This is a genomic window from Mesorhizobium sp. YC-39, assembly GCF_025753795.1.
Taxonomy (GTDB): Bacteria; Pseudomonadota; Alphaproteobacteria; order Rhizobiales; family Rhizobiaceae; genus Mesorhizobium.
In genome coordinates, this window is the sequence record NZ_JAOWPS010000002.1 from 770,789 (window position 1) to 792,290 (window position 21,502).

The 21,502-nt window shown below is 63.3% G+C and carries 21 protein-coding genes and 1 tRNA gene; 10 read left to right on the forward strand and 12 right to left on the reverse strand.

From position 1 onward, the window contains the following. Positions 1 to 2: 2 nt before the first annotated feature. From OHD62_RS13135 to OHD62_RS13155, 5 genes are all read right to left on the reverse strand, one after another. Positions 3 to 992 carry a carbon-nitrogen hydrolase family protein gene (locus OHD62_RS13135; protein WP_263783179.1) on the reverse strand — a complete coding sequence of 330 codons (990 nt, stop codon included), beginning with the start codon at positions 990 to 992 and terminating at the stop codon, positions 3 to 5. 335 nt (positions 993 to 1,327) lie between these two features. Then, on the reverse strand, positions 1,328 to 1,753 hold the full coding sequence (locus OHD62_RS13140) for a DUF1178 family protein (protein WP_263783180.1): 426 nt from the start codon (positions 1,751 to 1,753) through the stop codon (positions 1,328 to 1,330). Continuing rightward, entirely contained in the window at positions 1,750 to 2,616 is an 867-nt protein-coding gene (locus tag OHD62_RS13145; protein ID WP_263783182.1) for a carbon-nitrogen hydrolase family protein, read from the reverse strand. Before OHD62_RS13145 ends, OHD62_RS13140 begins: the two co-directional genes overlap by 4 nt. Positions 2,617 to 2,626: 10 nt before the next feature. Next, on the reverse strand, positions 2,627 to 2,896 hold the full coding sequence (gene grxC / locus OHD62_RS13150; RefSeq protein ID WP_263783183.1) for a glutaredoxin 3: 270 nt from the start codon (positions 2,894 to 2,896) through the stop codon (positions 2,627 to 2,629). A gap of 29 nt (positions 2,897 to 2,925) precedes the next feature. Next, entirely contained in the window at positions 2,926 to 3,711 is a 786-nt protein-coding gene (locus OHD62_RS13155) for a ComF family protein (RefSeq protein ID WP_263783184.1), read from the reverse strand. Positions 3,712 to 3,765: 54 nt separating this feature from the next. Here OHD62_RS13155 and OHD62_RS13160 point away from each other — a divergent pair, with 54 nt between their 5' ends. Continuing rightward, a complete protein-coding gene (locus OHD62_RS13160) occupies positions 3,766 to 4,638 on the forward strand; it encodes a methyltransferase domain-containing protein (protein ID WP_263783185.1) in 873 nt (290 codons plus the stop codon). A 31-nt stretch (positions 4,639 to 4,669) separates the two neighbouring features. Here the strand turns inward: OHD62_RS13160 and OHD62_RS13165 are convergent, their stop codons facing one another. The 5 genes from OHD62_RS13165 to argJ all read right to left on the reverse strand — a co-directional run bounded on the left by OHD62_RS13165 (position 4,670) and on the right by argJ (position 7,851). Then, positions 4,670 to 4,849, reverse strand: a complete 180-nt coding sequence (locus tag OHD62_RS13165; protein WP_263783186.1) for a Flp family type IVb pilin — start codon at positions 4,847 to 4,849, stop codon at positions 4,670 to 4,672. A 150-nt stretch (positions 4,850 to 4,999) separates the two neighbouring features. Beyond that, on the reverse strand, positions 5,000 to 5,314 hold the full coding sequence (locus OHD62_RS13170; RefSeq protein WP_263783187.1) for a hypothetical protein: 315 nt from the start codon (positions 5,312 to 5,314) through the stop codon (positions 5,000 to 5,002). Positions 5,315 to 5,411: 97 nt separating this feature from the next. Continuing rightward, positions 5,412 to 5,834: a (deoxy)nucleoside triphosphate pyrophosphohydrolase gene (locus tag OHD62_RS13175; RefSeq protein WP_263783189.1), complete on the reverse strand. Its 423-nt coding sequence runs from the start codon at positions 5,832 to 5,834 to the stop codon at positions 5,412 to 5,414. After that, positions 5,831 to 6,610, reverse strand: coding sequence for a GNAT family N-acetyltransferase (locus OHD62_RS13180; protein WP_263783191.1), 780 nt, complete (start codon positions 6,608 to 6,610; stop codon positions 5,831 to 5,833). The genes OHD62_RS13175 and OHD62_RS13180 overlap by 4 nt, the downstream gene beginning before the upstream one ends. Beyond that, positions 6,610 to 7,851 carry a bifunctional glutamate N-acetyltransferase/amino-acid acetyltransferase ArgJ gene (argJ, locus tag OHD62_RS13185; RefSeq protein ID WP_263783193.1) on the reverse strand — a complete coding sequence of 414 codons (1,242 nt, stop codon included), beginning with the start codon at positions 7,849 to 7,851 and terminating at the stop codon, positions 6,610 to 6,612. Before argJ ends, OHD62_RS13180 begins: the two co-directional genes overlap by 1 nt. 224 nt (positions 7,852 to 8,075) lie before the next feature. Between argJ and OHD62_RS13190 the strand changes: the two genes are divergently transcribed. Next, the gene (locus OHD62_RS13190) at positions 8,076 to 8,669 is read left to right on the forward strand and encodes a TetR/AcrR family transcriptional regulator (RefSeq protein WP_263783194.1); all 594 of its coding nucleotides are present in this window, start codon (positions 8,076 to 8,078) and stop codon (positions 8,667 to 8,669) included. A gap of 14 nt (positions 8,670 to 8,683) precedes the next feature. Next, complete coding sequence (locus OHD62_RS13195; RefSeq protein ID WP_263783195.1) at positions 8,684 to 9,643, forward strand: glycosyltransferase; 960 nt, start codon at positions 8,684 to 8,686, stop codon at positions 9,641 to 9,643. 120 nt (positions 9,644 to 9,763) lie between these two features. Here the strand turns inward: OHD62_RS13195 and OHD62_RS13200 are convergent, their stop codons facing one another. Further along, positions 9,764 to 10,696, reverse strand: a complete 933-nt coding sequence (locus tag OHD62_RS13200) for a peptidylprolyl isomerase (protein WP_263783196.1) — start codon at positions 10,694 to 10,696, stop codon at positions 9,764 to 9,766. A 241-nt stretch (positions 10,697 to 10,937) separates the two neighbouring features. Between OHD62_RS13200 and secA the strand changes: the two genes are divergently transcribed. The 4 genes from secA (at position 10,938) to OHD62_RS13220 (ending at position 16,715) form a co-directional block, all read left to right on the forward strand. Beyond that, positions 10,938 to 13,670 carry a preprotein translocase subunit SecA gene (gene secA / locus OHD62_RS13205; protein ID WP_263783197.1) on the forward strand — a complete coding sequence of 911 codons (2,733 nt, stop codon included), beginning with the start codon at positions 10,938 to 10,940 and terminating at the stop codon, positions 13,668 to 13,670. 131 nt (positions 13,671 to 13,801) lie between these two features. Next, complete coding sequence (locus OHD62_RS13210) at positions 13,802 to 15,202, forward strand: lipopolysaccharide biosynthesis protein (RefSeq protein ID WP_263783198.1); 1,401 nt, start codon at positions 13,802 to 13,804, stop codon at positions 15,200 to 15,202. Further along, positions 15,202 to 16,482: a GNAT family N-acetyltransferase gene (locus tag OHD62_RS13215; RefSeq protein WP_263783199.1), complete on the forward strand. Its 1,281-nt coding sequence runs from the start codon at positions 15,202 to 15,204 to the stop codon at positions 16,480 to 16,482. The genes OHD62_RS13210 and OHD62_RS13215 overlap by 1 nt, the downstream gene beginning before the upstream one ends. A 32-nt stretch (positions 16,483 to 16,514) precedes the next feature. Next, positions 16,515 to 16,715, forward strand: coding sequence for a hypothetical protein (locus tag OHD62_RS13220; RefSeq protein WP_263783201.1), 201 nt, complete (start codon positions 16,515 to 16,517; stop codon positions 16,713 to 16,715). 160 nt (positions 16,716 to 16,875) lie between these two features. On the opposite strand, the gene OHD62_RS13225 is transcribed toward OHD62_RS13220, so the two are convergent. Continuing rightward, positions 16,876 to 16,960 (reverse strand) — tRNA-Leu (locus OHD62_RS13225). A gap of 432 nt (positions 16,961 to 17,392) precedes the next feature. Here OHD62_RS13225 and pstS point away from each other — a divergent pair. The 3 genes from pstS to OHD62_RS13240 all read left to right on the forward strand — a co-directional run bounded on the left by pstS (position 17,393) and on the right by OHD62_RS13240 (position 21,436). Continuing rightward, complete coding sequence (gene pstS, locus OHD62_RS13230; RefSeq protein WP_263783202.1) at positions 17,393 to 18,496, forward strand: phosphate ABC transporter substrate-binding protein PstS; 1,104 nt, start codon at positions 17,393 to 17,395, stop codon at positions 18,494 to 18,496. A gap of 99 nt (positions 18,497 to 18,595) precedes the next feature. Further along, positions 18,596 to 20,323 (forward strand): Na/Pi cotransporter family protein, encoded by a 1,728-nt coding sequence (locus OHD62_RS13235; protein WP_263783203.1) that lies wholly within the window; start codon positions 18,596 to 18,598, stop codon positions 20,321 to 20,323. Between the two features lie 123 nt (positions 20,324 to 20,446). Beyond that, positions 20,447 to 21,436, forward strand: a complete 990-nt coding sequence (locus OHD62_RS13240) for a DUF808 domain-containing protein (protein WP_263783204.1) — start codon at positions 20,447 to 20,449, stop codon at positions 21,434 to 21,436. The last annotated feature ends 66 nt before the right edge of the window (positions 21,437 to 21,502 follow it).

The window sequence follows — 21,502 nt, forward strand, 5'->3', positions numbered from 1 at the left end:
AACTAAAATAGATTTCTGCCGTCACTCCTCGGATCACCTTCTATGTGATGAGGCGTGTAAAGATCAGCGCGAGCCTTTCGCCGCCACGGCCTTGCAGGATGCTGCGGATCAGCCCAGATGTCGGCAACAGCAATTGCGGGCTCACCGTTTGCCGGGCATTGCGCTGCCCATCGTCCTTCGGGGCCAGCCACCCCGGAGGGGGTTGTCATGCTTTTAGGTGCGTGAGCCGAATAACTGACCCAAAGGGGATTGCTTGCCGCAAGTCCCAGAACCTCTGCCGCAAAATTCGGCTCGTTGGCAGCGGCTTCCCCCATGGTCGAGAACAGGACGCAGTCAACATCCAGGCGCTGATACTCCATAAAGATTTCAGGGAAATGGGCCTCTATACCGAGGGCGCAACCGAAACGGAGACCATCCACCTCAAACGTCACCGGAGCTTTCCCTGGAGAGTACATGAACGAAATTTTCGTGTTTGATAGCAGGCGCTCGTCGTATCGTGTCACCAGTTCTCCATGATCGGATATCACGTAAAGGCTGTTATGCGGTCGATGCGGCGCGGTGAGCTGATGAACCGAGCCAAAGATCGTCCATAGCTTAAGTTCCCCCGCAAGCTTTCTGGTCGCTTCCAGCTCCTCGCGTAACGCGCCCCACTCGAAGCGTGTCCAATCTGAGGGGCCGATTTCTCGGGGGCCGTTTTCAGACATGATACGCTTGTTCGGGCAGCAGGTCGTCCCTTCCGGGAAATGTACGACGCGAGCCTCCGCTTTCTGTGCATCACGCATCAGCCGGCGCATTTCGGTTCCGCTGGCGCGAAGCGCGACACTATCGCGGGGATCGTTGAACAGAGACGTTTGTGCTACAGCCACCCATATCGATCGGATTACGGGCTCGCCTGGCGGCTGGCGAATATGTTGGAGAGCTGCGGTGTAAGATTCGCCGGTTTTGGCTGCGCGAGCACGTACACGGCGTTTGAGATTTCCATTTTGCGTCATTGTCAGGCCTTTCACGTCCCGGACGCGGTTCCCCAGCAACCTCGCCCGAAACGATCGGACCAAGACAGCAGCCTGAGACGGAAGTCCCTTTGCCTCCGTTCAAGACCATGCTGGGGAAGGTCTGGGAGGTTAGGCGCAGGCCACGCCAAAATGAAGATGTCGGGCGAGCCTTGATTCGTCAAGCTTTCGCAAAAATCCCGATTAAAGCGACAGTTTCGCGCCCGATTTTTGCAACGTCGCATAAATCAGATTTTGCGACTTGCTCCAAGGACTGCAACGGGTCGGAAGCGGAATCCCGTCTCGGGTACCAATCGTCAGATTTTCACACCAACCTGTCAGTTCCGGTCCTCCGGGAACACCGGGATCGGCATGAACTCGACGCCGTCCTCGACCAGGCTCTTGGCTTCCTCGAGCGTCGCCTCGCCATAAATGCCGCGCGGGTCGCTCTCGCCGAAATGGATCTTGCGCGCTTCCTCGGCGAACTTGTCGCCGACATAGTCGGCATTCTCGCGCACCTTCTCGGCCATCGCCTTCAACTGCGCCAGCGCCTGCTTCTGCGCCTCACCCATGGCAAGCGCGATCTTCTCCTGTCTGCGCCCGGTGGAGACGGCCGGCGCCATCAGCGCCTTTTCTATCTTGTGCGAGCCACAGGTGGGGCAGTCGACGAAACCGCGCTTCTTCTGGGTGTCGAAGTCGTCATTGCTGCGGAACCAGCCTTCGAATTCGTGGTCGTGCTCGCAGATCAGGGAAAAGCGGATCAAGATGCCGCACCCCTGAGAGGCAGTGCCGCGGCCGAACCGGCGTTCACGGCAAAGTCCCGAGCATTCTTCAAATTGGGGATTTTTTTGCGCGCGGCGAGAGATTGCGCCGGGTCGATCTCGGCGACGATCACGGTGGGCTCGTCATGCGCGGCCTCGGCGATGATGCGGCCCCATGGATCGACGATCAGCGAATGGCCATAGGTCTCGCGACCGTCCTCGTGCAGTCCGCCTTGCGCGGCGGCCACGACATAGGCGCCGTTTTCGATCGCGCGCGCCCTGAGCAGCACATGCCAGTGCGCTTCGCCGGTTTGACGGGTGAAGGCGGCGGGCACCGAAAGCAGGTCGGCGCCGGCCAGCGCCTCGGCGCGGAAGAGCTGCGGAAAGCGCAGATCGTAGCAGACGGCGAAGCCCAGCCTTGCACCGTCGATGCCGATGACGACAGCCTCGGTGCCGGGTTCATAGGCGGCGGATTCGCGCCAGCTCTCGCCATTGTCGAGATCGACGTCGAACATGTGGATCTTGTCATAGGTGGCGAGCGTAGCGCCATCGGGACCGAACAGCAGCGCGCGGTTGGCGAGCTTGCCATCGGTGCGCAGGATGGCGGTCGAGCCGATATGCAGGAAGACGCCGAATTCTCGGGCCAGCTTGCGCGCGGTTGCGACGATGATGTCCTTGTCCTCGGAGGTGAATGAGGTGGCTCGTGCCTGCTTGTCGCGGACCAGCGCACCGGTCATTTCCGGGGTCTGGATATAGGTCGCGCCCTGGCTTGCCGCCTCGCGCACCAGCCGCTCCAGATCGGCCGCATTGCGCTCCGGGCTGGTGCCCGAACGCATCTGGATCGCCGCCGCCTTGAAAACACTCATGGTCATATCCTCAAATCGCCGAGCCGTTGGCAAGAAGTTTGTCCAGCCGGCCCTGCGCCTCCAGTTCGTGAAGGTCGTCGCAGCCGCCGACATGCGTGTCGCCGATGAAAATCTGCGGAAAGGTCGAGCGGCCGCGTGCGCGCGAAATCATTTCCTGGCGCAGCTCCGGCGAGAAGGACGCGTCGTGTTCGATATAGGCAACGCCCTTGCGCTCGAGCAGCCGCTTGGCCGCGGTGCAATAACCGCACATCATCCGCGTATAGATCGTCACATCGACCATCGGGTCAACAATCCTGCCTTTTCCAGAGCTTATATAGTCGCGGACTCGTCCGCCCGAAAGTCCCCCGGCAGCACGCGCGCGAAGGTCAGCACGTCGACCGCGCCGGCACCGCCCTTCTTCAGCGCCTTGGCGACCGCGCGGACGGTGGCGCCAGTGGTATAGACGTCGTCGATCAAAAGCACCCGGCGGCCGGCGATCTCGATCTCCGCCTCGCCGGGCACTCTGAATGCGGCACGCACATTCTCCTCACGCTCCTGCCGCTCCAGCCCGACCTGCTGGCGGGTGAGTTTGACACGGCGGATCGCCGATGGCGCGAAAGGCAGGCCGCCAAGCTGCGACACCGCCCTTGCGAGCTCCGCCGACTGGTTGAACTGGCGCCTGAAAAAGCGCCGCCAGTGCAACGGCACCGGCACGACCACATCGGCCTCCGCGATCAAATCAGCGCCGGCGCGCAGCATCCAGCGCGCCATCCATGGCGCCAGATCGGTGCGATCCTGGTATTTCAGCCCTTGCACCATCTGGCGGGCGACACCGGAATAGGCCACTGCCGCCCGCGCCCGCTCGAACGGCGGCGGGTCGGCAATCGCCTCTGCGGACAGGAACCCTTCGCCCATGTGATGGGTGAACGGCGTGCCCATCACCGGGCACCAGGGCCGCTCCAGCAGCCTGAGTTTCGGCCAGCAGGCGCCGCACAGCACGCCTGGCTGCGAGACATGGCGGCGGCAGCCGGCGCAGACCGGCGGAAACAGGATGCGCGCCGGCCAATCCAATGCCTTTCGAGCAATACCCTTGATCTCCAGCATCGGATCGGCCACGTGGTTGGTCTCCGCGCTACTATATCCAAGCGCGAGAAAACAGGAACCTGCCCATTGCAACCTATAATCGACATCCCGCTTTGGCTGGCGCACAAGCGCCGGGCATTGGCCTACCCTGTCAGCGGCGCGGATTTCCTGATGCGTCGGGCAGCCGAGGACCTTGCCGACCGGCTGGGCGCCGTCGAGCGCGAATTTAACAGGGCGGCCGTCCTGTTTTGCCAGACGCCGGCCGCCGCCGGCGTGATCGCGGCAAGCGGCAAGGTGGCGGACATCATACGCGTGGAGGCGGACGGAGCTTTCCTGAAGGGCGAGACGGGGCTGGTCTCATCATTGGAAACCGTACCGTTCGAGCCGGAAAGCCTCGACCTCGTTGTCAGCCTTTTGTCGCTGCAGGCGATGAACGACATTCCCGGCATGCTGGTGCAGGTCCGCCGCGCGCTGAAGCCGGACGGACTTTTCCTCGGCGCCTTTGCCGGAGCCGGCACGCTTTCCGAACTGCGCGAAAGCCTGCTGGCCGCCGAGACCGAGCTTCATGGCGGCGCCAGCCCGCGCGTCATCCCGTTCACCGACGTGCGCGACGCCGGCGCGCTTTTGCAGCGTGCCGGCTTCGCCTTGCCGGTGGCGGATGTCGAGACGGTCACGGTGCGTTACGCAACCCTGTTCGGCCTGATGGCGGATTTGCGGGCCATGGGCGAGACCAGCGCGCTAGTCGACCGCAGCCGCCGGCCGGGCACGCGAAAGCTGTTTGCCCGTGCCGCCGAAATCTATGCCGAGCGGTTTTCCGACGCCGACGGCCGCGTCAGGGCGAGTTTCCCGATCGTCTGGATGTCCGGCTGGGCGCCAGACGCCTCGCAGCAAAAGCCGCTGAAGCCGGGCTCAGCCACGGTCTCGCTCAAGACGATATTGGAAAATCCCGAAGGCCGCTGACCGGGTTCCGACAACCGATAACCGGTTCGGATCACTTCGCGAAAGCGTTGGCCAGCTTGCTGTTGTTGTCGCTGAACAACCAGGAGATCGCATTGGCGGCCTGGCCGACGCCAGTAACGATGGTGAGCGACAGTACGGCCACGATCAGCCCATATTCGATGGCTGTGGCGCCTGTCTCGTCTTCCAAAAATCGCTGCAGCACTGTTTTCATGGACATCGATCCCGCTTGCCACGACCTTAGCGCCGACCTGTTAAGAAAGGTTAACGGCACAGGCTTAACAGGCGATGAAACGCCGGCGTTCTCGGAATATGTTAGCTATGCATGTCGCTCAAAGGTGCGCCGCATGCATGATGCGCTTGATCAGCAGTCGCCGCTGCGCCTGCCATTGTCGCGTATCACACAGACCGAATCGGGCAGCGGTTGCAGCACGCTCCGGCGCAGCGTGTAGGTGTCATGTTGACCGATCGAAGCCGTGCTCATCATGTCGACGCCAGCAAGATCGTCGCCGGTGGCTTGCAATCGCGTCCGGCTGTCGAGATAAGGCGTCGCCAACAAGGCCAAGGCCACCGCGGCCGAACCGAACAGCAGCGTGATGCGCAAAAGGCCCATGCCCGCTTCGCTGGCGCCATGGAAACGGTTGGGCCTGATCGAGTCCCAGTCCCTATCGAGGCTCATGCAATTGCTCCCGGTGAAATCGGCGCTTTGCCTCAACTTTTCACGGCGAGATAAATCTTTCATTAACGCTGCCTGAAACAGGCCGTCAGCGAACGGCTCACAGCAGATCGATGAGGAACTGGATCAGCGGCGCGTCGGCCGGCGGCATCGGAAAATCGCGCATCTGGCGCGGCCGCACCCATTTCAGCGCCTGGCCTTCCTTCGGCTGGGCGATGCCACGGAAGCGGCGGCAGACGAACAAAGGCATCAGCAAGTGAAAATCATCATAGGAATGGCTGGCGAAGGTCAGCGGCGCCAGGCAGGGGATTTCGGTCTCGATGCCGATTTCCTCATGCAGCTCGCGGATGAGGCATTGTTCCGGCGTCTCGCCGGGCTCGACCTTGCCGCCTGGAAACTCCCACAGACCGGCGAGCTGCTTGCCTTCGGGACGTTGCGCCAGAAGCACGCGGCCATCGGCATCGACCAGCGCGCAGGCCGCGACCAGGAGCAGGCGCTTGCCGGCGGAGCTAGCGCCGGTCATGCGCCGGGCGGCCGGCGATAGTGATAGCGGTAGACTTCTTCGAAGCCCAGCGAACGGTAGAGCGCCAGCGCTGGCGCATTGCCGGCCTCGACCTGCAGCCAGGCTTCGCGGGCGCCGCGCAGCCGCGCCCATTTCAGCGCCGACAGGATAAGATTGCGGCCATGGCCCTGGTTGCGCACCGATTTGTCGGTGGCGATCTCGAACAATCCGGCAAGATCGCCGTCATGAACGCAGATCAGCGTCGCCAGCGCCTCGCTGCCCTCTTCGAGCGCGAACAGCCCGGCCTCGGGCTGGATCGCGCCGATGATCTCCGACAGGCCGGGGCGCAGCGACACGTCCGAGCCGCTGACCTTGAGCGACGCGCCGATGAAGCGGCTGATATCCTTCAACGGGATCTGGTCCATGGCCGGGTCGAGTTGCGCATCCGCCAGCGGCAGGCGCATCACCAGCGATTCGTCGAATATGCTCCAGCCTTCCTTGTCGAGGTGACTGGACAGATCAGGCCCCGACAGCGGCGAGATGCGAAAGGTCAGCGGCCTGCCATAGGCGTCGAAACGCCGACTGGCGCGGCCGATGCGCTCGGCAATGTGCTGGATGTCGCCCGGATCGAGCGGATTGACCGAATTCAGCCGCTTGGCCGGGTGGCCGGCCGTCAACCGGACCACCCAGGTGCCGTCATAGTGGACGGCCGCCGCCGGCCAGGCGCGAAAGCCGGCCGCCTCGTAGCGGCGTACGATGGCGAGCACGCTTGCCGGATGTCTGGAAACCAATGCCATCAGCTCCGATAATCGCCATTGATGGCGACATATTCCTTGGTGAGGTCGCAGGTCCACACCGTCGCCTTGCCGCGGCCGAGGCCGATATCGGCGCGGATGCGAATTTCGTCGCGCTTCATATAGGCCGATGTCGCCTCTTCCGAATAGCCGGGATCGCGCTCGCCCTCATGCGCCAGCCTGTTGTCGCCGAACCAGATCGACAGAAGGTCGCGGTCGGCCGGTTCGCCGGCCTTGCCGACAGCCATGACGACGCGGCCCCAATTGGCGTCCTCGCCGGCGACCGCCGTCTTGACCAGCGGCGAATTGGCGATGGACAGCGCGATGCGCTTGGCCGAGCGGGCCGATTTCGCCCCAGTGACGGTGACTTCGACCTGCTTGCGCGCGCCTTCGCCGTCGCGCACCACCTGCAGCGCCAGCGATTTCAGCACCTTGCCGAGCGCGCGGCGGAACGCGCCGAGGCGCGCATCTTTCGGATCGCTGATCAAAGGCGCGCCGCGCCTGGCGGCAGCACCTGTGGCAAAGATCAGCAGCGTGTCGCTGGTCGAGGTGTCGCTGTCGACGGTAACCGCGTTGAAGGTCTTGGCCGTGCCGCGCGACAACAGGTCCTGCAGCACGGGTGCCGCGATCGGCGCATCGGTGGCGATGAAGGAGAGCATCGTCGCCATATCGGGCGCGATCATGCCCGCGCCCTTGGCAATGCCATTGATGGTGACGTCGGCATCGCCGAGCTTGATGGTCGCGGTCGCCACCTTCGGATAGGTATCCGTGGTCATGATCGCCTTGGCGGCTTCGGTCCACAGCTCCGCCTTTCCGTCCTTGACCAGCCCGGCAAGCAGATGGCTGAACTTCCCGGTATCGAGTGGCTCGCCAATGACGCCGGTAGAGGCCAGGAACACCTCGCCTGGCATGCATCCCGCCGCCTTTGCCGCCGCCTCGCCGGTCATTGCCGTGGAGGCCCGGCCCTTCTTGCCGGTGAAGGCATTGGCGTTGCCGGAATTGACGACGAGCACACGCGCCTTGCCCTGCCCCAGGTTCTGCCGGCAGAAATCGACCGGCGCGGAGGGGCATTTCGATTTCGTGAACACACCGGCGACGGTGGTGCCGGCGTCGAAGACCATGGCCAAGAGATCGGTGCGGTTCTTGTACTTTATCCCCGCCTCGGCAGTGGCGATGCGCACGCCCTCGATCGCGGGCATTTTGGGGTATTTCTTCGGCGCAAGCGGCGAAATCGTTGCGGACATGGGGGCCTCGGGCGGGAAAAATCGCTTGGGGAAGGCCGGTTTGCCCGATACGACGCGCCGGCGCAAGGGCGTTTTCGTCGCCGGCCGGGGCATGGGCTTCTGGTTTCCACCGCTTCAGCGCCAAGCGATTTGTCAGCATCATGGCTGCCAGCGGAACGGCGCGTTTCGTTTCGGCACAGGGCCATGTATGAATGCCGGGAATAGGCCTAACGCGGACAGAACTCATGGGCGCTCACTCAGGCCGCAAGTCGATCGGCGCGCGACGCAACCCCGATAGCGCCGAGGCCATTCTCGACGCCGCCGAAGCGCTGCTGGTCGAGGCCGGCTATGCCGGTTTTTCGATCGAAGCCGTGGCGCGGCGGGCGCGGGCCGGCAAACCGACGATCTATCGCTGGTGGCCGAGCAAGGCGGCTTTGCTGCTAAACGTCTATCAGCGCGGCAAACGCGTCGACAGCCCCGACACCGGCAACCTCGAGGACGATCTTGTCGGCTTCCTCAAAAGCCTGTTTTCGCACTGGCGCGAGACATCATCGGGCAGCGTGTTCCGATCGCTGATCGCCGAGGCGCAGTCAGATCCGGCTGCCGCAGCCGCCCTTGCCGAATATTCGAAAGGCCGCCACTCCCATACCGGCCGGATGATCGAACGCGCCAAGGCGCGCGGCGAGGTGGCAGTCGATGTCGATGCCGCGCTCGTCGCCGACCTGATCGCCTCCTTCGCCTGGAAGCATCTTCTCACCGATCGTCTCGACGAGGACGAAGTGACACTACGCAGGGCGATCCGCTATGTGGTACAAGGCATACTTTCACCTGGTCGTTAGGGAGGATCGGCGGCTTGCTTGACAGAATATCTCCAGTACTGCCGGTCAGCCTGATCATCGTTTCCGACTATCTGACTGCGGATGGCGACACGGAATTGCGGCGCTCGCTGCAGGCCTATGCGCAGGACCGCCAAGGCATTCCCGGCGAAATCGTCATCATGCTGCCCAGCGGCCAGACTTCAGGCAGTCATCATTCGAAAATCGAAGCCGAGTTCGCCGGCAAACCCGCCTACTTCTGCCCGTCTGTGATCGTCGCGACGCATGACAGCGACGAATCCTCGCAACTGAAGGACGCCGCCCTCGCATACTGCCGTCATGACCTCGTTGCGGTGGTCGAGGCCGACTGCCTGCCGCGGCCGGGATGGCTGGCGGCCCTCTACGAAACCGTCGAGAAGGACCCGCAACTCGGCGCGGTTTCCGGACGGACCAGCTACGGCGAAGAGAGCATGATGAAAAGGGTGATGTCGCTGCTCGACCGCGGCTTCATCGAACGCCGCAACCGCCATGGCCAGGTCATTCATGCCAGCAACAATGGCGCGCTCTACCGGCGCCAGGTGCTCGAACGCTATCGCTTCGAGGCCGATCATGGTCCTTTCGTCAGCTCACATCTGCGCCAGCACGCCATGCTGAAGGACGGTGTCGCCATGGAGGTTGCGCCCAAAGCCGTCTCGATCCACGCCTATGAGGGATTGGGTTTCATCTGGGACGTCAGGCGCAACAAGGGCTACCAGTTCGCTCGGATGGAGCAGCGCAGGAAACCGCATCGCTCGAAGCTCGGCCTCGCCTGGCGCGCCATGGCGACGTCATTCAAGGAAAACCGCCAGACCGCGCAGGCCGTGGGCAAGGAGTTCTGTCGCTGGACGGACTGGCCGCTGTTCTGGGCAATGATGCTTCTGGTGCGGGTCCCCGAATTCACCGGCGCGCTCGCCGCCGATGATCCGGCGGGGTTCAAGGCATCCACGCATTATCGGTAATGCATGTCGCGCAAAAGCGTGCAGCGGTTTTGCGACAACGACATGCGTAAAAACAATAACTTAAAGCAAAAGGGCGCCTTGCGGCGCCCTGTCACCATCAGATTTTGATGCAGCCCTGAATTACTTCGCGCTTTCCAGCGTGTCGACCGTCTTCTTCAGGTTGGCGTCCGGGATTTCGACCTTGGCGGCGGCGCGCAGTTGCTTGACCAGGGCGAAATACTTGTCGCGGATGACCGCCTGCTTGGCCTGGTCCTTGACCTCGTCGAAAGCCGGCGGCTGCTTGGTGCGCTTGTCCTCGACCTTGATGACGTGCCAGCCGAACTGCGACTGCACCGGTTGCTCGGTGTATTTGCCGACCGCCAGCGCAAAGGCTGCCTTGTCGAATTCCGGCACCATCTGGCCCGGTCCGAACCAGCCGAGATCGCCGCCGCTGGTCTTGCCTGAGGGATCGCTGGTGTGCTCGTTGGCGAGCTTCTGGAAGTCGGCGCCCCCGTCGAGCTGCTTGATGATCGCGTCGGCCTCTTCCTTCGTCTTCACGAGGATGTGACGGGCATGCACCTCGTTTGTGGGTGGTGTGTTGGCGATTTCCTGGTCGTAGCGGGCACGAACCTCGGCATCCGTGACCTTGTCGACGACGCCCTTTTCGACCATTTCGCCATGCAGGGCACGCTGCTGCAGAAACGCCATGCGGCGCTGGAAGTCGGGATCCTTGTCGAGGCCGGTGGCAACCGCCTGGGCGGCCATGACCCTGATTTCGATCGCCGCCGAAAGTGCCGCCGCGCGCCGTTGTTCGGGCGGCAGCTGCGCAAACTGCTGCGACAGCTCGCCCTCGGCAAGCCCAAGGTCCGCCTCCGTCAGCGTCTGGCCGTTGACGGTCGCGACCACGGCGTTCGGATCGACAGGTGCCGCCGGCGCGGGGGTGGCCGGTTGGGCAGGCGCCGCCGGCTGCGCGGGAGCGGTGTCCTGCGCCATCAGCGGCGACAGCGACAGAGCCGACAACCCGACGGCCAGACCCAGGCTGGCGAACGACGCACGGCGGAACAAGAAGGACATAAAGATAACTCCGATGGGATTGGCGGCTGTTCAGATCAGCCGGATTGTGGCGGAATTTGGCGCGGTCGACAGGGCGAGCGCGGCGTTGACATCGATTGAGCCCCCTCTTATCTGTCCAACGACTTTGCGTCCAGAACCGTTTTCCGGGCGCTTTTTGCGTTTGTCTGCGTTTCACGCGGAATTGATGGGGCCGGCCGGTGCCCGTCGCAACGACTAAGAATGCTATCGAAAGGGCCATTGGATGGTCAGTCTCGGCGGTCTCGCCCGTAAGGTTTTCGGCTCCTCCAACGATCGTCGGGTCAAGTCGACCCGGCCGCGCGTCGAGGCGATCAACGCCATGGAAAACGAGATGCGGGCGCTCTCCGACGCCGAACTGACAGCCCGCACCGGGAAATTCCGCCAGGACATCGCCAATGGCGCCTCTCTCGACGACCTGCTGATCCCCGCCTTCGCCACCGTGCGCGAGGCGGCGCGCCGCGTGCTTGGCATGCGCCCGTTCGACGTGCAGCTGATCGGCGGCATGGTGCTGCACAATGGCGGCATCGCCGAGATGCGCACCGGCGAGGGCAAGACCCTGGTCGCCACGTTACCGGTCTATCTCAACGCGCTCGCTGGCAAGGGCGTCCATGTCGTCACCGTCAACGACTACCTCGCCACGCGCGACTCCGAATGGATGGGTCGCGTCTATAAATTCCTCGGCCTGAGCGTCGGCGTCATCGTCCACGGCCTGTCCGACGACGAGCGCCGCGCCGCCTATGCCGCCGACGTCACCTATGCCACCAACAACGAGCTCGGCTTCGACTATCTGCGCGACAACATGAAATATGAGCGCGACCAGATGGTGCAGCGCGGCCACAGCTACGCGATCGTCGACGAAGTCGATTCCATCCTGGTCGACGAGGCGCGCACGCCGCTGATCATTTCCGGTCCGCTCGAAGACCGCTCGGACATGTACAACACCATCGACGCCTTCATGCTGAAGCTCGGCCCGGCCGACTACGAGATCGACGAGAAGCAGAAGACCTCGATCTTCACCGAGGACGGCACCGAGAAGCTGGAGAACCTTTTGCGCGACGCCGGCCTGCTCAAGGGCGAGTCGCTCTACGACGTCGAGAACGTCGCCATCGTCCACCATGTCAACAATGCGCTGAAGGCGCACCGGCTGTTCCAGAAGGACAAGGACTACATCGTGCGCAATGGCGAGATCGTCATCATCGACGAGTTCACCGGCCGCATGATGCCGGGCCGCCGCTATTCCGAGGGCCTGCACCAGGCGCTCGAGGCCAAGGAGCATGTCGCGATCCAGCCGGAGAACCAGACGCTCGCCTCCGTCACCTTCCAGAATTATTTCCGCCTCTACAAGAAGCTTTCCGGCATGACCGGCACGGCGCTGACCGAGGCCGAGGAGTTCGGCAACATTTACGGCCTCGAAGTCACCGAGATCCCGACTAACCTGCCGGTCATCCGCAGGGACGAGGACGACGAGGTCTACCGGACGGTCGAGGAGAAATACAAGGCGATCGTCAAGGAGATCCGGGACGCCAGCGCCAGGGGCCAGCCAACGCTGGTCGGCACCACTTCCATCGAAAAATCCGAGCAGCTCGCCGAACGCCTGCGCAAGGAAGGCTTCAAGGACTTTGAAGTGCTGAACGCCCGCCACCACGAGCGCGAAGCCGCCATCGTCGCTCAGGCCGGCAAGCCCGGCGCCATCACCATCGCCACCAACATGGCCGGTCGCGGCACCGACATCCAGCTCGGCGGCAATGCCGAGATGCGCATCGCCGAGGAGCTTGGCGACATGCCGGAAGGCCCCGAGCGCGAGGCGAAGGAAAAGGCCATCCGCGACGACATCGCCCGGCTGAAGGAAAGAGCGCTCGCCGCCGGCGGCCTCTACGTGCTCGCCACCGAGCGACACGAAAGCCGCCGCATCGACAACCAGTTGCGCGGCCGCTCCGGCCGCCAGGGCGATCCGGGCCGCTCGAAATTCTTCCTGTCGCTGCAGGACGATCTGATGCGCATCTTCGGCTCCGAGCGCATGGACGGCATGCTGCAGAAGCTCGGCCTCAAGGAGGACGAGGCGATCATCCATCCGTGGATCAACAAGGCGCTGGAAAAGGCGCAGAAGAAGGTCGAGGCGCGCAACTTCGACATCCGCAAGAACCTCTTGAAATATGACGACGTCTCCAACGACCAGCGCAAGGTGGTGTTCGAGCAGCGCATCGAATTGATGGAAGGCGAGGGTCTCACCGAGATGATTGCCGAGATGCGCGAGGGCGTCATCGACGAGATCGTCGCCAAGGCCATTCCCGAAAACGCCTATGCCGAGCAGTGGAACGTTGCCGGCCTCAAGGCCGAGGTCGCCGAATTCCTCAACCTCGATCTGCCGATCGAGGAGTGGGTCAAGGAAGAGGGCATTGCCGAGGACGACATCCGCGAGCGCATCGCGACCGCCGCCAACGCCGCCGCAAAGGAGCGCGCCGAGCGTTTCGGCCCCGACGTGATGACCTATGTCGAGCGCTCGGTCGTGCTGCAGACGCTCGACCATCTGTGGCGCGAGCACATCGTCAACCTAGATCATCTGCGCTCGGTCGTCGGCTTCCGCGGCTACGCCCAGCGCGACCCGCTGCAGGAATACAAGGGCGAGGCGTTCGAGCTGTTCCAGGCGATGCTGGGCAATCTGCGCCAGGCCGTCACCGCGCAGTTGATGCGCGTCGAACTGGTCCGCCAGGCGGCAGAAGCCCCGCCACCCGAGGCGCCCGACATGTTCGGCAGCCATATCGACGGCACCACCGGCGAGGACGATTTCGACGGCGGCGAGACCGCCGTTCTGGTCCGCCAGGAAACCAACGCCATCGTTGCCCCCGAAAACCGCGACCCGAACAACCCGGCGACCTGGGGCAAGGTCGGCCGCAACGAAGCCTGCCCCTGCGGGTCGGGGAAAAAGTACAAGCACTGCCACGGCGCGTTTGCGTAAGAGGCACTCTCTTCCTTCTCCCCGTCCCTATAGGGGAGAAGGGAGCAATCCCTCCGCCCCACCCAACCGTTTCTTAATGTGTTTTCGTTAGACGCATAGGCAGAAAAGAGGCGGAAAACGGAGAGTATTGGGTGCGCTTTTCCGCGGCGACGACTGCCGGGCGGTTCCTGCCGCAGCGCCTTGCGCTGCGCGTAAAGCCGTTGCTTGGTCGTATCGACGCCGTGCTGTTCACCGCCGACGAGCGCGGCGAAGCCGGGCGCATGTCGCTCATCGCCTTCTCCGTCCGCATCATCAGCGCCGTCATCGCCTTCGTCAGCCAGGTGCTGATGGCGCGCTGGATGGGCTCGTTCGAATACGGTATCTTCGTCCTCGTCTGGGTGACGATGGTCATCGTCGGCAACCTCGCCTGCCTCGGCTTCCACACCTCGGTCATCCGCTTCATTCCCGAATATAGCGAGCGCGGCATGCTGGCCGAATTGCGCGGCATCGTGATGACCAGCCGCCTGTTCGTGCTGATTGCCTCCACCGCCATCGCAGCCCTTGGCGCGCTCGGCGTCTGGCTGCTCTCGCCCTTCATCGAAAACTACTATGTCGTGCCGTTCATCCTCGGCGTCATCCTGCTGCCGATGATCGCCATGTCCGACCTGGTGCAGGGACTGGCGCGGGCGAACTCATGGGCGCTGTTCGCGCTGTCGCCGACCTTTCTGATACGGCCGCTGCTGATCCTGGCCTTCATGGCGCTGATGCTGTTGTTGGGCTATGCGCCCGACGCCAAAACCGCGATCTTCGCCGCAATTGCCGCCACCTATGCCACCACGATCGGCCAGCTCATTGGCGTGACGTCGCGCATGGACAGGAAGATCCCCACCGGACCGGTGAAGGTGCATTTCGCGCAATGGTTTGTCGTGTCGCTGCCGATCTTCCTGGTCGAGAGCTTCTTCTTCCTGCTCACCAATGCCGATGTGCTGATGGTCGGCGCCTATATGGATCCCGACGACGTCGCCGTCTATTTCGCCACGGTCAAGACTCTGGCGCTGGTGCATTTCGTCTATTTCGCGGTCAAGGCGGGCGTTGCCCAGCGCTATGCGCAATTCACCCATGGCGAACCGGAAAAGCTCGCCGCCTTCGCCCGCGAGACGGTGTCGTGGACCTTCTGGCCGTCGCTGGCCATGGCGCTCATGGTGCTGGTGCTGGGCGAGCCGATGCTGACCCTGTTCGGCCCCGATTTCACCGCCGGCTATCCGCTGCTGTTCCTGCTGGTCTTCGGCGTCGTGGCGCGGGCCGCCGTCGGCCCTTGTGAAAGCCTGCTCACCATGAGCGGCAACCAGAACATCTGCGCCGCCGTCTACGCCATGACGCTGGCCTTCAACATCGGCCTCAACGTGGTGCTGATCCCGCTTTTCGGCCTGTGGGGTGCTGCCATGGCCACCACCTTCGCCATGATCTTCGAGGCAGCCGCATTGTCCTTCACGGTCTGGCGCAAGCTCGGCATCGTCATGGTTATTTTCGTAGCCGCCAAAGGAGCCGCGTAATGGCCGCCATCCCCTTGCTCGAGGAAACCAGCGGCGGTCCGGCCGGCGCCATGGTGTCCGGTCTGGCCGGGCTTGCCCGCGAGGCCGACCCCGCCCATATCGAAATCCTGGCCAACAACCGCCCCGAGCGCAAGCTCGCCATCTATCCGGCCTCCGCCGGCTTCGACCTGGTCGAGGAACTGGATTATCTCTGCGCCCGCACGATCGAGCCCAACATCTTCTTCAACCCGCGCTTCCTGGCGCCGGCCATGCCGAGGCTGGAAGACCGCGAGGTGCGGCTGGCGGTGATCCGCGACGGCGACGAATACCGCAACCGGCTGCGCCTGCTGGTGCCGTTTTCGGTGGAGCGGCCGGGCGTGCCGCTCGGCGTCCCGGTCATGCGCACTTGGTCGAGCCCGTTCGGCCCGATCGGCACGCCGCTGGTCGACCGCGACGACCCGGTCGGCGTCATCGAGGATTTCTTCGCGATGCTGTCGCGGCCGCATCTCAAATTGCCGAAAGTCCTCGTCCTGCCCGACATCAGGCTCGACGGCCCGGTGGCGAGCCTCTTTGCCACCGTCGCCGAAACGCATGGCCTGACGCTGCTCATCACAGGCAAGGCCGAACGCCCTGTGCTCGAAAGCGAACTCGACGGCGAAACATACCTCAAGGCGTCGTTGCGCTCGCACCACTACCGCGAATTCCGCCGCCTGAAGCGCCGCCTTGCCGATCTCGGCAGGCTGGAGCATCAGGTGGCGCGCGGACCGGAAAATATCCGCCATGCCATCGAGAGTTTCCTGTCACTGGAGGCGGCGGGCTGGAAAGGCCGCGAGCGCACCGCCATGGCCATCGACCGCTACCGCGCCGCCTTCGCCCGCGAGGCCGTGCACCGGCTGGCCGAACAGGATCTGTGCCGCATCCATTCGCTGACGCTTGACGACCGCACCATCGCCAGCCTGATCGTCTTCGTCGAGGCCGGCGTCGCCTACACCTGGAAGACAGCCTATGACGAGACGCTTGCCACCTATTCGCCAGGCACGCTGTTGATGATCGAGGTGACCAGGCAACATCTCGACGACCCCAACATCATGATGACCGATTCCTGCGCCGTGCCCGACCATCCGGTGATGAGCAGGCTGTGGATGGAGCGCAAGCCGATGGGCACGCTTGTCATCGGGCTTTCGCCGGACGCCGACCGCCTCGCCCGCCAGGCGGCGTCGCAGCTTCATCTCTACCGCGAGACCCGCAACATGGCGCGCATCCTGCGCAACCGGATGCGGAGTTTGCTGGGGCGGCGGTAGACCTGGATGACGATCTCAAGCAAGGGTAATCCATGAGTAACGATATCTGGACAGCCTTCATATACGGGATCATTGCCCTGGCGGCGATCGGCTGGCTGGTGGGCGCACTCCTCGCCCGCAGCCCGAAGGCGGGTTTCGCCCTGCTGGGATACACTCTGGTCGTGCCAGCTGTTGGCGCGATGCTGATGGGCGCTTTCTGGCTGTTTACCGTATTATGGGCAGAGGCCGGCTGATCGTCCGGTCCGTCGAAGAGTGTCCGCTTCGATCCCGGCGTTGACAAATGCGCTGCGGGGGGGCGTCCTTCATACCCAAAGCGGCCGGCCAACCCGGATGTTCCCGACATGCAAAAACGCCCATCGGCGTCAGCCAGTGTGCCTGTCGCCAAAAATGGGATGGTGCCCCTAGCCGGGATCGAACCAGCACTCCTTGCGGAACTCGATTTTGAGTCGAGCGCGTCTACCAATTCCGCCATAGGGGCTCAGGCCGGGCGGCCTGGATGGGCGCGGACTATACGGTTGGAGGCCTGTTCGTCAACTGGCCAATTCGCGACGGCCGCAAAGCCGACGCACAACCTCGAAGTCAGGCCGGTTTTTGCCATGATGGCGATCGGCTCGAAAAGACTTGGCCTCCGGAACACCCCAGCGTGTCGAAGCGATGAGGCTTCATTCGATCTGAGAGATTTCCCGCGACAGTGGGCGGCTAGGCGCATCCAACTGGAAAGCCCTGGCGCCTGAAAGATCCGGCCGCAGCGATCCTTGTCATCCAATCGTTAAGAAAAGTCAATAAGAAATAGGAGCGATCTTGTCCTCTTTGGCTGGAGGCCTACCTCGCCGAGGGTATGATCTACTGATTTTTCACTGAAATTCGCAGTTATTCACGTATTTTCGGTAGTATTAAGTGGGGTAAAACGATGTTTTCAGGAAACCCGACAAGTATTGCGTCATCGCGCAGCCCATGGCCTAAAGCCGCTGGTGGCGTCATCGCCCTTGCCGTTGCTTTGGCCGTTGCCTTGATCGGCCCCGCTGCCCGGGCTGAGCCCATTCGCGGCGCCGGATCGACCCTGGCCGCGCCGGTTATCGCCAAATGGGCAACGGCATATAAGAATGCGCGCGCCGATGGCGGCGACTTCTTCACATTGGATTGGACCGTCGACTATGAGCCGGTCGGCTCGCTTGCGGGCCTGATGCGGCTCAAGCAGCCCGAACTGGATTTCGCCGCCACCGACGTTCCGGTGCCGCCGGCCAACCTCGCCAGCAACGGCCAGAAACAATTTCCGATCGTCATGGGCGGCATCGCGGTGGTCACCAATCTGGAGGGCCTGCCGGAGGGTGGCTTGCGTCTTTCCGGCCCGGTTCTGGCCGACATCTATCTGGGAAAGATCAAGTCCTGGTCCGATCCCGCCATCCAGGCGCTCAATCCCGGCGTTACCCTTGCCGATCTCGCCATCAGCGTCTTCCATCGCCAGGACGGTTCGGGCTCTACCCATGTCTTCACCGAGTTCCTGTCGGCCAGCAGCGAGGAATGGAAGACCAGGTTAGGCGCCGACACGCTGATCGAATGGCCGCTTGGAACCGGCGCCGAGGGCACGCAGGCCCTCATTCGCGCCGTGGCCGCGACCAAGGGGGCGATCGCCTATGCCGAATATGGCCAGGTGCTTCGCGCCGGCCTGCCCTTCGCCGCGGTCCGCAACAGGGCCGGCAATTTCGTCAAGCCGGATCCCGCCGGCGTGCAAGCGGCGGCCACCTCCGTCGCCTGGGGGGAAACGACCGATTTCTTCGCCTCCCTGACCGATCGCGACGGCGATGCCGCCTATCCGATCAGCACGGCGGTGTTCGCGGTGGTCCAGGTTTCGGGGCGCTCGGAACATCGCTATCGCCGCGTGCATGACCTTTTCAGGCTGGCCTTCACGCAAGGCGTGGGCGATGCCGCAGCACTCGGCTACGTGCCGTTGCCGAACGCACTCGTCGCCCAGATCGAGCAGTACTGGGCAGGTCCGGCACCTATTGGAAACTGAGCATGAACGAAGGGCCAAGGCGTTTGTGCCTGGCCACTTCGCGCAGCAACTGAACTTTCGTGTCGCGTCGCAATGGCGACTTGTTGGGGATAGCGTGAAATGGACATAGATATCTTCAAGGACATTCTGGTGCCGGTGATCGGCGGATTGGGCATTTTCATGCTCGGTCTGGACTTCATGGCAAATGGCATCCAGGCGCTTTCGGTCAACCGGATGCGCGACTTTCTCGCCAAGGCGGCGGGAACGCCGATCAAGGGCGTGCTGGCGGGAACGCTGATCACTGGCGTCATCCAGTCGTCGACCGCGATGAGCGTCATGGTCGTCGGCCTGGTCAATGCCGGCGTCATCGCGCTGCGGCCGGCAATCAGCGTGATCATGGGCGCCAATATCGGCACCACGCTTGGCAACGGACTTATCGCCCTGCCGCTCGGTCCGCTCGGATTGATCCTGGCCGGCGTGTTCTCGCTGGTCTATTGCTTCGCCAAGAGCGAAAAGGTGAAGAACATAGCGCTCGCCTGCATGGGTTTCGCGCTGATCTTCTATGGCCTCAACCTGATGACCGGCGGCCTGCGCCCGCTGCGCAACCTGCCCGAAGTCATGTCGCTGCTGCAGACGCTCAAGGCCGATTCCTTCCTCAACCTGCTCAAATGCGTGTTCATCGCCGCTGGCGTCACCGCCATGATCCACTCGTCCTCGGCGACGATCGGCATTGTCATGGGCCTGGGTGCTGCCGGCATTCTCGACTGGACGACCGCCGTCGCCTTCTCGCTCGGCGCCGATCTTGGCACCACGATCACCTCGTGGATGGCCTCGCTCAATCTTTCGAAGAATGCCAAGCGGACCGCTTACGCGCACATATCGTTCAACATCATAGGCGTGTGCATCACCATCCCGCTGTTCTTCGTCTCCATCCAGGTTCTGGAATGGGCCATGCAGTTCTTCGGCGGCGATCCGGCCGTTCCGGTGATCGTCGACGGCAAGGAGACTTTCCCCCTGGTGCCGGTCGCGGTCGGCCTTTACTCGACCTTCTTCAACGTCTTCAACACGCTGTTGCTGTTCCCGTTCATCGGCGTGTTCGAGCGGGTGCTGTCGCGCGTCGGCCACACGGATGCCGAGGACGCGGAGGATTTCTCGACGCCGAAATTCCTCGACCGCAAGCTGGCCAGCGATTTTGCCAAGGCCGTTCCCGCCGTCCAGCAGGAGACGGCCCGTCACCTCGAGGCCGGCGCCATGTTCCTCGACATCGCACGCGGGTCGAAGAAAGCACCGTCCGATCCAGGCGAGCACTATCTTGCAACCGACATCCTCAGCCGCGACATCCGTGCCTACACCGCCGCGCTGATGAAGGAGGATCTGCCTTACGAGCAGCTCGACCTGATTGCCAGCCTGATCGAGGAAGCAGATTTCACGGCTGCCTTGACGGAATCGATGCACCAGGTGGCCCGGCGCGTCAAACGCGAGAAGTTCAGCAGTCCGGCGCAAGCCATCGTCGAGGTCGCGCTGAACAAGCTCGATGCCTCGCTGCGTGAGATCTTGCCGGACTACGGCATTGCCAACCCGCGAATGCCTGCCGGCCATGTCAGCTTCCCGGAGGTCGAGGAGCTGCGTGCCCGCACGCTGGCGCTGGGGCCGAATGCGGGGGCGGCCGAACGCGGCACGATCCTGGCCCTGCTCGGCTCGATCGAGCGGGCGGAAATCCTGATCCGCCGCATCGACGCCGAACGCAAATCCGTCAACCGGCAGAGTGTGCTTGCCCGTGCATCGGCACGCCGGGACAAGCCGCGTCCGATCGGAGACACCGGCCTCAGCCCGGTCCCGGCCGAGTAACGGCCAAAGGCGGTAGAACAAACGACCCGAGCGGCATCGCCATCTTGCGATGCCGTTCTCTATCCGGCCTTGCAATGACGCACTCCTTCCGCATGATCTGCAACACTGCTAAGTGACGGGTCCATGAGTGTCGGTCTGATCGCCCTTCTCGATGATGTCGCAGCTCTGGCGAAGGTCGCCGCGGCGTCGCTGGACGACATCGCCGGCCAGGCTGCCAAGGCGGGCGCCAAGGCAGCCGGCGTGGTCATCGACGACACCGCCGTTACGCCGCGCTACGTCACCGGTTTCACGGCGGCGCGCGAATTGCCGATCATCCGCAAGATCGCTGTCGGCTCGCTCAGAAACAAGCTTTTGATCCTGCTGCCGGCCGCACTCGCGCTCAGCCTGCTCGTGCCGCAAGCCATCACGCCACTGCTGATGATCGGTGGCGTCTATCTCTGCTACGAAGGCGTCGAAAAGATCTACGAACTCGTCGTGCCGCATGCAGCGCACAAGCATGAGGCAGAACTCGGCTCGATCGATCCCGGCGCACAATCCTTCGAGGACCAGAAGGTGGCAAGCGCGATCAAGACGGACTTCATCCTCTCGGCCGAGATCATGGCCATCACGCTGGGTTCGGTTCCCGACAGCGGCTTCGTGACGCAAGCCGTCATTCTGGCGGTTGTGGGCGTGGGCATCACGATTGCGGTCTATGGCGCGGTCGCGTTCATCGTCAAGGCCGACGATCTCGGCCTGGCGATGGCCGGTATGACGTCAACCTCGCCGACCGGCGGGCTTGTGCGCGTCATCGGGCGGGCGCTCGTTCTCGGCATGCCCTATTTGCTGAGGGGGCTCGGCATCATCGGTACCGCGGCGATGATCTGGGTCGGCGGCGGCATCGTCGTTCACGGCTTTGAAACCTATGGGTTCGGGGGCCTAAGCCATTTCATCCACGACACTGCCGAGATGGCGGCGCACAGCGTTCCCGCGGCCGAAGGAGCGGTCAAATGGCTGGTCCAGGCGATCGGCGCCGGCGTGGCTGGAATTGCAATCGGGCTCATCACCATTCCTGCGATCAGCTATTGCATCTCGCCGATATGGAACCGGTTCAGGCACAGAACGCGCCATGCCTGACGCATCGGCCCGAAAATCCGAATCGATTTTCGGAAAGCACGATGAGCAGATTCAAAGTGTTAGAGC